The 13,844-nt window shown below is 48.2% G+C and carries 12 protein-coding genes; 10 read left to right on the plus strand and 2 right to left on the minus strand.

All coding sequences use genetic code 11. The annotated features are described in order from the left end of the window. Positions 1 to 36 precede the first annotated feature (36 nt). The 6 genes from BLU99_RS03235 to trpA are packed head-to-tail and all read left to right on the plus strand — an operon-like array spanning position 37 to position 5,416. Positions 37 to 1,458 carry an anthranilate synthase component I family protein gene (locus BLU99_RS03235; protein ID WP_091899713.1) on the plus strand — a complete coding sequence of 474 codons (1,422 nt, stop codon included), beginning with the start codon at positions 37 to 39 and terminating at the stop codon, positions 1,456 to 1,458. Positions 1,459 to 1,516: 58 nt separating this feature from the next. Then, positions 1,517 to 2,080 carry an anthranilate synthase component II gene (locus tag BLU99_RS03240; protein WP_091899714.1) on the plus strand — a complete coding sequence of 188 codons (564 nt, stop codon included), beginning with the start codon at positions 1,517 to 1,519 and terminating at the stop codon, positions 2,078 to 2,080. Between the two features lie 38 nt (positions 2,081 to 2,118). Then, a complete protein-coding gene (gene trpD, locus BLU99_RS03245) occupies positions 2,119 to 3,117 on the plus strand; it encodes an anthranilate phosphoribosyltransferase (protein WP_091899941.1) in 999 nt (332 codons plus the stop codon). Positions 3,118 to 3,140: 23 nt separating this feature from the next. Then, positions 3,141 to 3,947: an indole-3-glycerol phosphate synthase TrpC gene (gene trpC / locus BLU99_RS03250; RefSeq protein ID WP_091899715.1), complete on the plus strand. Its 807-nt coding sequence runs from the start codon at positions 3,141 to 3,143 to the stop codon at positions 3,945 to 3,947. Continuing rightward, positions 3,944 to 4,627 (plus strand): phosphoribosylanthranilate isomerase, encoded by a 684-nt coding sequence (locus BLU99_RS03255; RefSeq protein WP_091899716.1) that lies wholly within the window; start codon positions 3,944 to 3,946, stop codon positions 4,625 to 4,627. The genes trpC and BLU99_RS03255 overlap by 4 nt, the downstream gene beginning before the upstream one ends. A 9-nt stretch (positions 4,628 to 4,636) precedes the next feature. Then, the gene (gene trpA / locus BLU99_RS03260) at positions 4,637 to 5,416 is read left to right on the plus strand and encodes a tryptophan synthase subunit alpha (protein WP_091899717.1); all 780 of its coding nucleotides are present in this window, start codon (positions 4,637 to 4,639) and stop codon (positions 5,414 to 5,416) included. Positions 5,417 to 8,500: 3,084 nt separating this feature from the next. On the opposite strand, the gene BLU99_RS03265 is transcribed toward trpA, so the two are convergent. Next, positions 8,501 to 9,424: an SGNH/GDSL hydrolase family protein gene (locus BLU99_RS03265; protein ID WP_091899718.1), complete on the minus strand. Its 924-nt coding sequence runs from the start codon at positions 9,422 to 9,424 to the stop codon at positions 8,501 to 8,503. A 225-nt stretch (positions 9,425 to 9,649) separates the two neighbouring features. Here BLU99_RS03265 and BLU99_RS03270 point away from each other — a divergent pair, with 225 nt between their 5' ends. The 3 genes from BLU99_RS03270 to BLU99_RS03280 are packed head-to-tail and all read left to right on the plus strand — an operon-like array spanning position 9,650 to position 12,484. Continuing rightward, complete coding sequence (locus tag BLU99_RS03270; protein ID WP_176771022.1) at positions 9,650 to 10,393, plus strand: alpha-1,2-fucosyltransferase; 744 nt, start codon at positions 9,650 to 9,652, stop codon at positions 10,391 to 10,393. 5 nt (positions 10,394 to 10,398) lie between these two features. Next, positions 10,399 to 11,580 carry a glycosyltransferase family 4 protein gene (locus BLU99_RS03275; protein WP_091899720.1) on the plus strand — a complete coding sequence of 394 codons (1,182 nt, stop codon included), beginning with the start codon at positions 10,399 to 10,401 and terminating at the stop codon, positions 11,578 to 11,580. 16 nt (positions 11,581 to 11,596) lie between these two features. Then, positions 11,597 to 12,484 carry a UbiA prenyltransferase family protein gene (locus tag BLU99_RS03280; RefSeq protein WP_255397426.1) on the plus strand — a complete coding sequence of 296 codons (888 nt, stop codon included), beginning with the start codon at positions 11,597 to 11,599 and terminating at the stop codon, positions 12,482 to 12,484. Here BLU99_RS03280 and BLU99_RS03285 read toward each other — a convergent pair. Beyond that, the gene (locus BLU99_RS03285) at positions 12,471 to 13,496 is read right to left on the minus strand and encodes an acyltransferase family protein (protein WP_091899721.1); all 1,026 of its coding nucleotides are present in this window, start codon (positions 13,494 to 13,496) and stop codon (positions 12,471 to 12,473) included. The genes BLU99_RS03280 and BLU99_RS03285 overlap by 14 nt on opposite strands. Positions 13,497 to 13,604: 108 nt before the next feature. On the opposite strand from BLU99_RS03285, the gene BLU99_RS03290 reads away from it, so the two are divergent. Beyond that, entirely contained in the window at positions 13,605 to 13,844 is a 240-nt protein-coding gene (locus BLU99_RS03290; RefSeq protein WP_091899722.1) for an acyl carrier protein, read from the plus strand.

Raw genomic sequence — 13,844 nt, forward strand, 5'->3', positions numbered from 1 at the left:
ACAGAAGAAACTGAGATACTAAGAAAAAAGACGACTATGAGTACTTTTCATTATACCACAACATCGAAGACCATCCTTGCGGATCTCTATACCCCAGTAGGTGTGTATATGCGACTCCGCGACATCTACCCCCAGAGTGCCCTGATGGAGAGCTCCGACTACCACGACTCCAACAACTCCCGCTCGTTTATCGGCATCAACCCGATAGCTAGTGTCGCCATCGGTCATGGAGAGTCGACCATCACCTTCCCCGACGGACATACCGAGCAACACCACGTAGATGCAGAATACCGCTCTGACAAAGCCATCCACGCACTCATTGACACCATCCACGTAGAGGGAGATCATGCCAACATCTGCGGGCTCTATGGCTACACTTCATTCAATGCCGTACGCTATTTTGAGAACATCGCCGTAAAAGACGAGACCCAGCAGAAGAACGATGCCCCCGACATGCTATATATTCTCTACAAGGATATCATCGTGTTCGATCACTTCAACAACCAGCTTACTATCGTCACGTTGGGCGATGAGCAGGAACTCGACACCATTTACAAACAAATGAACAAGACCAACGTACAAGCCTATGAATTCCACCCCATAGGTGAGACCACCTCGCCACTAACCGACGAAGAGCACAAGGCCAATATCCGCAAGGGCATCAAACATTGTCTACGAGGCGATGTTTTCCAAATTGTACTCTCACGACGATTCATTCAAAGGTACGAGGGCGACGATTTCAAGCTCTACCGAGCTCTGCGCAGTATTAACCCTTCACCTTATTTATTCTATTTCGACTTTGGCGGCTTCCGCATCTTCGGCTCTTCGCCCGAGACCCACTGTCGCATCGAGAAATGTTCAATGAGCAATGATCAATGTTCAATGTACAAAGCCTACATCGACCCCATCGCTGGTACAACGAAGCGTACAGGTGACGCAGAGGCCGACCGTCAAGGAGCTGAGTTTCTGCGTAACGACCCAAAGGAAAATGCCGAACACGTCATGCTAGTCGACCTGGCCCGCAACGACCTCTCAAGAAACTGCCACGACGTAAAGGTTGACTTTTACAAGGATCTGCAGTACTACTCTCATGTCATTCATCTCGTGAGTCGTGTCAGCGGTGAACTCGACAAGGGCGCCGATCCTATCAAAGCTTTCATCGACACCTTCCCTGCCGGCACGCTCTCTGGCGCACCTAAGGTGCGCGCTATGCAACTTATCTCAGAATACGAGCCACACAACCGTGGTGCCTATGGTGGCTGCATCGGATACATCGGATTGGATGGTTCTCTGAACCAAGCCATCACCATCCGCACGTTCGTATCACGCAACGGAGAACTATGGTTCCAAGCTGGCGGTGGCATCGTGGCCAAAAGCAACGAAGAATACGAGCTACAAGAGGTTAACAATAAACTAGGAGCATTAAGGAATGCGATTATTAAAGCAGAAAACCTTTAAAAAACAAAAGGCAAAAGATTGCGATTAATATAATCTGTGAGAGAAAAAACGAACCAATATGAAGATAGTAATTATAGACAACTACGACTCATTCACCTATAATCTGAGTCATCTGGTCAAGGAACTGGGAGCCGAGGTGACCGTTGTACGCAACGACCAGTTCGAGCTCTCCGACCTTATGGCCTATAGTAAGATTATCCTCTCGCCAGGTCCTGGTATCCCATCCGAGGCAGGCCTGCTACTCAATGTCATCCGCACTTATGCTGGCAAGAAGCCCATTCTCGGCGTCTGCCTCGGCCATCAGGCCATTGGTGAGGTGTTCGGTGCACGTCTGGAAAACCTCTCCGATGTGTACCATGGTGTAGCCACCGAAGGCACCCAATTTGGCAACGACGAGATTTTCAGCGGACTGCCCAAGCGCATCACGATGGGCCGCTACCATTCGTGGGTGGTGGCCAAGGATGGACTGCCCGACTGTCTGGAAGTGACCGCTGAGAGCGACGAGGGACAGATTATGGCACTACGTCACAAGACACTAAACATACGAGGCATACAGTTCCACCCCGAGAGTGTGCTCACCCCAGACGGACGGAAAATGCTCCAAAACTGGTTGTTCCTGTAAAAGAAAAAGAAATAAAAATAAAAGATATGGCACAGACAATGAAAGACATCCTGAACAGGATGCTAAACCACGAGGAACTGTCTCGTGAAGAAATGAAGAACATTCTGATTGGCATCACACAGAGTGAGTATCCCACAGAACAGATTACAGCACTGCTCACAGCCCTGCAGATGCGTGGCGTGACGGTCGACGAGCTTCTCGGCTTCCGCGACGGCATCCTCGAGACGGGTGTGCCCGCTATTCTGAACGCCGATCGTTACATCGACGTCGTAGGCACAGGTGGAGATCGTAAAAACACCTTCAACATCTCCACGACGAGTTGCTTCGTCATCGCTGGCGCTGGCTACAAGGTGGCCAAGCACGGCAATTACGCTGCCACCTCCGTCAGCGGAGCCTCAAACGTAATCCAGCACCACGGCATCAAGTTCACAGACGACGTGAACCGTCTGAACCGTAGTCTCGACGAGGCTGGTATCGTCTACCTACATGCACAGCTCTTCGCCAAGGCCATGAAGTTCGTTGGACCTATCCGCAAGGCTCTGCAATTCCCCACCATCTTCAACCTACTGGGACCACTGGTTAACCCCAGTCAGCCGCAATGTCAGTTACTCGGCGTAGCTAACCTCGACCAGATGCGCCTCTATCATCAGGTATACCAAAAGATTGGCATCGACTACGGTATTGTTAACTCCATCGACGGCTACGACGAGATCTCTCTCACCGGCGACTTCAAGGTAACCACCAATCAGTATGAGCGTATCTTCAAACCACAGGATCTAGGCTTCGCCATCGCTAAGCCAGAGGAACTGGTTGGTGGTGCTACAGAGGAAGAGGCAGCCGCCATCTTCGACAGTGTGCTCGAGAACCGTGCCTTGCCTGCCCAGAAGAATATTGTGCTTGCCAATGCCGCCTTTGCCATTCAAGTGCTCGAAAAGGGGCAGAAGAGCATTGAGGAGTGTGTTGCCATCGCTAAGGAGTCTATCGACAGCGGCTCAGCCCTCAGGACCTTCAAGAAATTCGTTGAGTTGAACTCATAACCCATCACAGACAAGAAAGTATCATGACAGATATCTTAGAAGAAATCATAGCCCACAAACGTGAGGAGGTCAAGCGCTTCAAAGAGCAATTAAGCGAGCACGATATACACCGTATGGTAGAACCGTTGCTCGACTTCCGTCCCGCATCAATGGCAACCGCCCTCAGGGAGTCCTCATCCGGCATCATCGCCGAGTTCAAACGTCGTTCACCGTCAAAGGGCTGGATTAAGGAAGAGGGGAAGGCCGAAATCATCCCCCTAAGCTATCAGCAGCATGGTGCTGCAGCCTTGTCCATACTCACCGACGAGCAATTCTTCGGAGGCTGCGACGCTTTTATTAAGGCAGCCCGGACAGCCGGTGTCACCATCCCCATCCTCTACAAGAACTTTATCATCGACGAGTACCAGTTATTTCAGGCACGTCTCTGCGGAGCTAGTGCCGTACTACTGATTGCAGCCGACTTGACAAAGCTGGAGTGCAGATCACTGCTCACCATCGCCCACGAGTTGGGACTCGAAGTATTACTCGAGACACACGCCGAAGCCGAGTTGGAGTATGCCGAGTTGGAGCCCGACATGTGCGGCATTAACAACCGCCATCTCGGCACATTCATCACTGATGTGCAGACCTCCTTCCGTCTTGCCGATAAACTTTGTACTGCATGCGATGGCACCTCTGCCCCCGTTCTCATCAGTGAGAGTGGCATCTCCGATCCTACTACCGTCCGCGCTCTCCGCTCTGCGGGCTTCCGTGGTTTCCTTATCGGAGAGACCTTCATGAAGACCGTCGATCCGGGACAGTCACTCAGCAATTTCATCTCACAGCTATGACTAGCAGACCCATCATCAAAGTGTGCGGCATGCGCGAGACCGAGAATATTCGCGAGGTCGAGGCCCTCGGCATTGACTGGCTCGGAATGATTTTCTGGCCGAAGTCGAAGCGCTATGTGGCGACCCCGCCGAGTTACCTGCCTACGGATGTCAAGAAGGTGGGTGTATTCGTCGACGCCAGTCTCGAAGATATCTGTCAGCACATACACAACTACCAATTGGACATCATCCAGTTGCATGGTAGTGAGCATCCCGAGTTCCTTCGCGACCTCCGTAACACTTGTGGCAGTGTTTCTACCATCAAGATCATCAAGGCATTCAACATCGCCACGGTCGATGATCTTCTACTCACGGAGTCCTATGCCGGTCTCGCAGACTATTTCCTCTTCGACACAAAAGGAAAGATGGTGGGCGGCAATGGTGAGCAATTCGACTGGAGCATACTCGTCCACTACCACGGTACCACGCCCTATATCCTCAGTGGCGGCATCGGTCCCAAAGACGCCGAACGAGTATATTCATTCCTCCACGACAATCACGTCAGTGACAGCTTTTTGGAACACGGGAAGTTAAACATAGGGCACTGCATCGGTATCGACCTCAACTCACGCTTTGAGACTGTCCCAGGCCTCAAAGACATCAACAAGCTCAAAACATTCGTTGAAGAAATAAGAAAGTAAATAAAAAATATGACAAACAAGATCAATCAACTCTTCGCAAACAGCAAGAATCGCAAGCTTCTCTCGCTCTATTTCTGCGCCGGATGTCCCACACTCGAGGGTACTGGCGAGGTGATTAAGACCATGCAGCGCCGTGGTATCGCAATGATTGAGGTGGGTATTCCATTCAGTGACCCTCTTGCCGACGGTCCCGTCATCCAAGGAGCCGCTACTCAGGCCCTGAAGAACGGAATGAACCTCAAGACACTCTTCGCCCAACTGAAGGCCATCAAAGACGAGGTGGAGATACCTCTGGTGCTGATGGGCTACCTCAACCCCATCCTTCGATACGGTTTCGAGGCCTTCTGCCAAAGCTGCGTCGAAAGTGGTGTCAGTGGCATGATCATCCCAGACCTGCCCTTCAAAGACTATCAAGATATTGTGAAGCCCATCGCCGATAAGTACGACCTGCGCGTCATCATGCTCATCACTCCTGAGACCACCGAGGATCGTATCCGTTTCATCGACAACCACACCGACGGTTTCATCTATATGGTCTCATCAGCTGCCATCACGGGTGCTCAGAAGAGCTTCGACGATGCCAAGCAAGACTACTTCCGTCGTATTAATGCAATGGATCTGCGCAACCCCCGTATGATTGGCTTCGGAATCTCCAACAAGCAGACCCTCGAGGCTGCCCAACAGAATGCGAATGGTGCCATCATCGGTTCGAAGTTTGTCACTCTGCTGAATGAGAGCAGCAATGCCGATGAGGCCCTCGATCGTCTATTCGAAGCCCTCGAGAAATAGTTGTAGGCAGTAAAAAACTGCCTACAACTATTTCATATCTTCAGTTGGAGTATCCTTTCTATAATCTACAACCATGCTACGACACTGGAGCACCGTTAGAAATATTTTTGTCGGAGTTGAATTCTGGACAGAATGGAGTCCATCGGGAATCAGAAAGCCATCAGCAACCTTTGAATATATGTTGTTATGCATTTATTCTCAAAAAAGACCCATATGTTTTGGCTATTAGAAATTATTTATATACCTTTGCATCAGTCCTTTAAAAGACCTAAAATCTGATCATTCATTATGCTAATTAATAAACCTACATCATTAAAATGAAAGAGATAAAGAAAAAGTACGAAAGACCTTGCATGAAGGTTTATGAGACAGAGAACTACCCGCAGCTATTAGCTGGTAGCGGTACGGCCGATCCTTTTGATCCAGAAGATATCTAAACAACGCCAACCACAAACGACATGAGGAAATACGCACAAATCATTTTCACAATTGCGATCTCCATGCTAGCAACAGCATGCGCAAACGAAGATAGACTCTCTAAAGAGTCTCTAATCTGTAAGAGTATCATAGCAACTATCGACAATGGGAGTACCACTCGTGCCGCTGTCGACGATGTTAATATCGTGTGGACCAGTGAGGATGCTATTAAAGTGTTCAACAGCGACGGCTCTAAGGACGAGACATGGAACATTAAAGCGAAAGACAGTGGCAAGCAGAGCGCCAGCTTCACCTATGCAGGGGCACCAGTGATTGAAAACGGCACAGAGGCATATGCCGTCTTCCCAGCCTCTAATGTCGATGCTTTGTCATCGAAGAAGTTGACCATGACGCTACCCAATGAAATCGCCTACAGTTCGCAGACGGTTGACGAAAAAGAACTGATGAAGACAGTCATTCCAATGTGGGCATCGTGGAATACTTCCCTAGCGTTCCACCATCTGGCAGCTATGATCAGGATTAAATTCAAGAACCTCCCTGTGGGGACATCGGACATTATTTTATCGTCATCCACACAGTTCCTCTCAGGTACGTTTACCTCGGGCAGTCTGTCGGAAACATCCCTGCCCAAGCTATCTTATGTCTCCGGAGGTGCTAAGCAAGTGAAGGTGACCTTTCCAGAGACGACCAGTCAGGAGAACCGTATAGTGTTCATACCAATCCCTGCCAACACCTATGATCTGAAGCTACAGGCAAAGGTTCATGGTGAGATCAGAGACATCAAGTCGTGGACAAGCCGTGAGTTCGCACGTGGCAAACTCTATCGCGCAGAAGTGAATTACGTGGATATAACAGCAGGATATCCTTCTGAGATCAGCGATAAAATCAGTACCATAGGAAATGGTGAGAAGATTGAGGTAAATATCACCAGCGCCTCCGAAAGTGGTATAGAATCTGGAAATGGAGACAACACCATCGCCATACCAAACATCGGCGGGAACGCATCTATCGGACTGAACTTCGCTCAACCGATTGTCGGCACATCCGTTACCAGTCCATTGGTTATCACGGACAACTCTTCCAGCGACTCTAGCGAGGCACAGAATAGTCTGACCATTACACAGCCCGATGCTTCTGACGTCAGTCTGGATATCAGTCTGCCTAAGACAACTGTGGCTCTGGAATCATCGGGCTCGACCACGGTATACAAGTCAATCACTGCCACCACCGCCACCAATACACTAATCATTGGCCATGGTGTAAGAGTGGAGAACCTAAGCATTAACGGTGGTAACATCATCATTGATGGTGGCAAGGTGGACAATATCATCAACAACTCCACAATGGGTACAACAATCACCGCCACCAACAAGGACAACCTTATCGATGTCATCACAACCGCCCACGACATCACCCTTGGCAGCAAAGATTCCAAAGCGGAAGTTGTCACCGTCGGTACAATGATCATTACAGGTGGAACGACCACCATGACGAAATGTAAAGTAACAGGCTCAGTGACACATAGCTCCCCATCGATGCTAAAGATGACCTATAGCGGCAGTAACAGTATCAAAAAACTTCATCTCTCCTCTGGCTCTGCCGGTGCTGAGATCTACGGTATGGTCGACGATCTCGTTGTTAACACAGATAATGCTATCATCGATTGCAAATATGGCAGTTCAGGTTGTGGCATCAAGTCCTTAACCACCAACGAGCCATTAAAGGAGATTATCTGGAGTACCCTAAACCAAGGCATCCTCTCAGATGTAAGCTACAAGACAAAGACACTGACTATCAAAACCAGCAGTTCGAATGCCCAGGTGTTCAATCTGGTCCCAGGAGGAAACATTGACAATATTAAGTTGGAAAAAGACATCAATGTGTTCCTGACAGCCGATGAAGGTCTTCGGTGGGGAGAGATAAATACCATAGGAGGTACATATGACTGTATCTACCAAATTTCACCAACCTCTGACCCTGAAGAAGGCCGTGTTTCTTTATCTCTCGACGGAGAGACTGGAACATACTATACCTTCCCTAACATCAAGGCGGCATATAACTATGCCTACTACATTAAAAAGAATACTGTCATAAACATCAAACTGAACAACGACATCGACAGTAAGGACTATCTCTCCTTTGGCTCTGGCTATGATGTGACTATCAACCTAAACGGTTATCATCTGAAGTTTACTGGACGTTACAACTTCGGCACCAATTCTGCTGACAAGTCCAAGCTCTATAGTAACATCTATCTCTTCAATGGTGGTAGACTGACATTCACAGGCAATGGTAAGGTGACCTCCGATGTGACGACAGATGCGATGTGCTATATGAAGACATCCAGTGCCACGAACACCAGTCTGACATTCAACGGGAATGCAGAATATGTCGCGCCAACGCGTATGGTCTGGACAGAGCGCGGTAAGAAATCCAGCGGTTCCCTCTACGACGGCATTCCCACATGCGTTGTCAACGGAGGTAGGTTCAGTCAGTTGGAAAAGGGTGAGCTCTTCTACGTATATACTGGCAATCTGACCATCAATGGTGGCGAGTTCAATGCCGACGGCAGCAAGTTCACCCTCAACTGCTTTGATGCCAACCGCACCAATAAAGATACGAACCAGAATACTGGTGCTGCGAAGATTACCGTACTGGGGGGCCGGTTCTACAAGTTCGATCCTGCCAACAATGCTGCAGAGGGTGCTGGCACCAACTACGTGCTGACAGGCTACAAGTCTGTTCCCGATGGTGACTGGTACATAGTAACCTCAGAATAGATTCTTTTATTGCATTGGCGATAGAGAGATCGAGCAATTCGTAACCACGGAGGTTCAGATGAATCAGATCGTCCATGAATAGCGATTGATTGATGCCCAGACCATTTCTATTCCATCGTGACACAGGAATATAAACGATCTGATCCATCAGAGCCTCATCGTTAAGCATCTGGAATAGGGCTTCGCGATATGCCGTGACACTGTACATACGACAGTCCGTCATCACGGATTTCAGGAAGTCGCCCACCCTATCCTTCATAGGTTTTCCCCCATAGATATGCCAGATATCGACATCTGGCATTTCCAAGACGACAGGACGGATTTGATGATCCAATAAAAAAGTGAGTATCAGACGATAATAATGGCAGTACTGACGAGGCCCAAGATTGGCAGCTGCATCATTTATGCCGGCAGAGATAATGCAGAAGTCGGGATGCTCAACCAACAACGGACGGGTGCCATAGCCATCATCCTGAAACATCAGATGATAGATGCCACGACTCTTCTCACCTCCCTTGCCTGATGAGCGGAACAGGACAGGTCTGCCAACCTCACGAGACAAAAGAGCCTGAAAAACAGTGTCGCCCATCATCGTCTGATGCAGTCCAGCCCAGCTATCCCCTATCATGACTACCCTCAACGTATCGTCGTGGTGACGGATCATCTCATAGGCAGGACGAGCTTCGTCAAGAGCCCAAAGATGTCGCCATCGTAGATATAGAAGGCCAAAGATGAGTACCAAAGCCACGACAGCACAGATCACAACGGCGAAGATCCTACATGTCTTCATGTCATCTGATGTTTGACTGCAAAAATAGTGATTTATTTCTATATATCCCAAATAAACACTACTTTTTCTTGTATAATCCAACAGATTATCCTATATTTGCACTGCAGAAAATGTAAAGAATGTACAACGGTCATGAGAATTATCTGTGATGCTCCAGGACAGACGTGCAATAGGCTTTGGACATATGTAACCTCCATTGCACGATGCATTGCCGAGAGGAAAAGAATGGTTATTCTTTTCTTCGACTGGACAATCGAGGACTTTCCCAACCTGCTTCACTGCCCATTCATCTACTTCCCCTTATACCATAAGTGGTATCTCGAGAGAGGCAATGGCTGGAATAATTACAAGGGACTGACCTGGAAGGTAACGCACAACGAGCGATGGGACCGGATATTCAAATTCTTCGGATGCACCAAGGGATGGAGTACACGAACTGACACCCATTATCTAGAACAGACAAAACATGAACTTCAGCACATTTTCCGTCCTCACGACGATATCACCAGCAAGGCGGAATGGCTGATGAGTGAGATGAGGCAATCCGCCGATATGGTCGTTGGCGTACATATCCGTCGTGGAGACTATGCGACATGGAACCAGGGAAGATTTTTCTACGAATTGGAGGATTATCACCAGTTCATGCTACGACTTCAAAAGTTATACAAAAATAAAAAGGTCGCCTTCTTCATTAGCAGCAATGAAGATTTCGCGATGGATATGTTCCCGGACTGCTATTGTCGTCGCTTCGGTAAAGAGCCGTCTGGCGCCATCCTTGATCTATATACGCTCTCGATATGCGACCGTATCATCGGTCCCTTCAGCAGCTACTCCCGTTGGGCTTCATTTATCGGTGAAGTACCTCTTTGTTTTCTGGAGACCAGAGAACAGCAGTTCACGGAGGACAGTTTTTCGAAAATTATCGACTTCTTCCATTTTGAAAACGGCAAAGAGATCTTAGACTGGTAGATCATATGAAAATCGCGATCCTGACATCTGGCATCCTACCCGTTCCTGCCGTACAAGGAGGAGCTGTAGAGAACTTGATAGACTTCTATCTGGCATATAACAATCAGCATAGGCTTCACGATATCACCATCTACAGTGTGTGGCATCCTGATGTAAAGAAGCATCCCGCCCAGAAATCAGAAGTGAACCACTATGTGTATATCAAGGTTCGTTCCCTCTTTGCAAGGATCAGAAAGAAAATCTACCAGAAAACGCATGGTAAGGAATACTACCACTACGCCATCGAATATTTCCTTGATCAGGCCCTGCGACATCTCAAGAAGCGACACTACGACCTCATCGTTCTAGAGAACCGACCTGGTTATGCGCTTAAACTAAAGGATGAGACGACAGCAAGGCTAGTCTACCACCTTCACAACGAGAAATTAAGCTATAACTCTCCTAAAGCCAAAGAGATCTACGATGCGGCATCTGTGATTGTATCTGTGTCTGACCATATCACAAGGTGTGTCCAGGCCATCCTTCCAGGAGACAACAAGTGTGTCACCGTGCATAACGGCATCGACCTGAAGGCTTTCTCTCCAATCACGAAAAGAGAAATCAGCAGGAAAGATGTTCGACTCTCCGATGACGATTTCGTCATTGTGTTCAGTGGACGGATCAACAAAGAGAAGGGAATCAGTGAATTAGTTGATGCCATGCTCAGACTGAAGGAGTATGCGCATATCAGACTGCTTGTCCTAGGCAGCACGTTCTATGGCAATACGGGCATCAACGATTCATATATCAACCTGTTGCAGAAGAAGACGAAGGATATTGAGAATCAGATTATCTTTACGGGTTTCATACCCTACTCGCAGGTGCCGGATTACATCCGACTGGCTGACGCGGCAGTCATCCCCTCTGTCTGGGACGACCCTTTCCCAACTACCGTTCTGGAGGCACAGGCGATGGGACTGCCTATCATCGCTACACGACGCGGCGGCATCCCAGAGGAAGTAACAGAACATAATGCCATACTGCTCGACACAGACGATCAGTTCGTCGATCACCTAACTTCAGCCATTCTCGATCTCTATGACCATCCTGAGAAACGGGCGGCAATGGCGCAGGCTTCCATTGAGCATGCCAGGCTCTTCGACAAGGACACCTTCGCCCAACAATTCTTCACTGCAATAGAAAAATGACAAATGACCACCTGACATGAAAAAAATCAAATCCTATATTCAACTGCTTCGGCCTCTGCAGTGGCTCAAAAACGGGTTCGTGTTCGCACCTATTTTCTTTAGTAGTAACCTGCTGAAAGAAGCATTCTTCTGGCCCACGTTCATCGTGTTCGTTTCGTTCTGCCTTATTTCCAGTTCCATCTACTGCTTCAACGACCTGCAGGATGTAAAGGCCGACCGTCAGCATCCTAAGAAATGTAAGCGTCCGATAGCCTCGGGAGCTGTATCGACAAGCGGCGGATATACGATGATGATTCTCTGCACTATCAGCGCCTTTGCTCTGCTGACACTCATACAGAGTCAGAATGCCCCATTTCTCTATGGTATCATCATCGCCTACTGGCTCATGAACATCGCCTACTGTGTTCGTCTGAAACAGTATGCCATCGTCGATGTATCAATCATCGCCATCGGTTTCGTGATGCGCGTACTCATCGGAGGACTGGCAACTGACATCTGGGTATCGCACTGGCTTGTGATGATGACTTTCCTCGTCACACTGTTCCTCGCTTTTACCAAACGTAACGACGATTATCGTATCTTCGAGCAGACGGGCACAAAGCCGAGGGTTAGCATTACAGGCTATAACAAGACATTCATCAACGAGGCAACAGCAATCATCGCCGCAATTACGATGGTGTGCTACATCATGTATACCATGTCGGAAGAAGTAATCGCACGAATGGGAACTCGCTATGTCTATCTGACAAGCGGATGGGTGCTGGCAGGACTGCTACGCTACCTGCAGAACATGATTGTCTATGGATTAAGCGGTAGTCCGACGAAGGCTCTGGTGAAAGATCATTTCATTCAATTCTGCATCATCGGTTGGATTGCGTCGTTCTTCATCATCATTTACCTATAGGCTGTTCTTTCGCATACTTCACTCCGAAGAGATAGTGCCCCAGAAAAGGACTGAGGCGAATGATGCGGCTAGCCAGTAGACTGAGTGCCAAAATTACAAGTGAGATGACCATGATCGCCACGAACTCGACAAGTCGGCTATCAAAGGCTTGCAGTCGATCTGCATATGGCATTAGGAATCGAGGCAGGAAGAAATAATGAAGCAGATAGATGTCAAGCGTCCGTTGTCCCACATACTGCAATGGCCTGGATAGACGTATACGCTCAAGCCATGAACAGGTAAGACGGAAACAGGTGAACACTAGCCACATGCCCGAGATACCTCCGACATAGAATCGGAGCATTTCGTACCACATATCTGACAGATGTGGCGAAGAGGCAACGACACAGAATACAACCGCAATAGTCAGAAAGACAACGGGCTTGTTTGTCCAGCAGATAAAAGCATCGAAATGTCGCCTCATCCATGCACCGATGGCGAAAAAGAAGAAGAAGCGCCACAAGACAACACTCAAGAAACCAAGAACACTGACCATAGAGGCTTGGATGCCAACGGCCGATGACTGTATACTGCTATAATAACGAGCATAGCAGTATGCTCCCACACTGATTGCCAAAGGCATTAGGAGACTGCACCTTCTGCCCAATCGAATTGAAAGCATATACAGAATGAAAAACTCGAAGAGCACAAACGTGAACCAATAGCCACCCTTCAATGCACCCAATTGATGGAAGAACAAGGGCGGAGGGGCCAAGAGCATGAGGAAGATAAACGTAGGAACAATCTGAACCATGAACTTATGGCGGACATTCGTCATGAAAGGATAACGGGCAACAGGTTCAAACAGCCAACCACTTAGCATAAAGAAACACGGCAAACGGAAGAGGATGAATACCGTGTTATAGCCCATTCTAGAATCGCCCAAGCAGAAATGGCAGACATGCGCAAACACGACGAGGATCATCGTGAACCCTCGCATTGCATCAATATACCTTATCCGTTGCGTTGCCATTCTGACTGCAAAGATACAAATAAGACATCTAAGATTTGGTTAATTCACCAAAAAATATTATTTTTGCATGGCAAAAGATTTCCTTACTCATATTAACCCAACAAGCATATGGAAAGAGATGAAGTATTAAAACGTGTGGAAGAGATATTCCGTGAAGAGCTGGGACAGAGCGATATCGAACTATACGACGAGGCGACAGCTGAAGACGTAGAAGGCTGGGATTCGCTCAGTCATGTTCAGTTGGTTGCTGCCATTGAAAATGTATTCGGCATTGAGTTCAGCTCACGCGAAATCCTCTCATGGGAAAACGTTGGTGACTTGATAGACAGTATCATGAAGAGAATCTAA

This window comes from Prevotella sp. lc2012 (assembly GCF_900107065.1).
GTDB lineage: Bacteria > Bacteroidota > Bacteroidia > Bacteroidales > Bacteroidaceae > Prevotella.

What these genes read in the sequence shown, in the direction of transcription:
- BLU99_RS03265 (WP_091899718.1), bottom strand. Translation starts at nt 9,424, where the DNA reads ATGAAGACATGTAGGATCTTCGCCGTTGTGATCTGTGCTGTCGTGGCT.
- BLU99_RS03285 (WP_091899721.1), bottom strand. Translation starts at nt 13,496, where the DNA reads ATGGCAACGCAACGGATAAGGTATATTGATGCAATGCGAGGGTTCACG.
- BLU99_RS03275 (WP_091899720.1), top strand. Translation starts at nt 10,399, where the DNA reads ATGAAAATCGCGATCCTGACATCTGGCATCCTACCCGTTCCTGCCGTA.
- BLU99_RS03290 (WP_091899722.1), top strand. Translation starts at nt 13,605, where the DNA reads ATGGAAAGAGATGAAGTATTAAAACGTGTGGAAGAGATATTCCGTGAA.
- trpD (WP_091899941.1), top strand. Translation starts at nt 2,119, where the DNA reads ATGAAAGACATCCTGAACAGGATGCTAAACCACGAGGAACTGTCTCGT.
- BLU99_RS03255 (WP_091899716.1), top strand. Translation starts at nt 3,944, where the DNA reads ATGACTAGCAGACCCATCATCAAAGTGTGCGGCATGCGCGAGACCGAG.
- trpC (WP_091899715.1), top strand. Translation starts at nt 3,141, where the DNA reads ATGACAGATATCTTAGAAGAAATCATAGCCCACAAACGTGAGGAGGTC.
- BLU99_RS03270 (WP_176771022.1), top strand. Translation starts at nt 9,650, where the DNA reads ATGGTTATTCTTTTCTTCGACTGGACAATCGAGGACTTTCCCAACCTG.
- BLU99_RS03280 (WP_255397426.1), top strand. Translation starts at nt 11,597, where the DNA reads ATGAAAAAAATCAAATCCTATATTCAACTGCTTCGGCCTCTGCAGTGG.
- BLU99_RS03235 (WP_091899713.1), top strand. Translation starts at nt 37, where the DNA reads ATGAGTACTTTTCATTATACCACAACATCGAAGACCATCCTTGCGGAT.
- trpA (WP_091899717.1), top strand. Translation starts at nt 4,637, where the DNA reads ATGACAAACAAGATCAATCAACTCTTCGCAAACAGCAAGAATCGCAAG.
- BLU99_RS03240 (WP_091899714.1), top strand. Translation starts at nt 1,517, where the DNA reads ATGAAGATAGTAATTATAGACAACTACGACTCATTCACCTATAATCTG.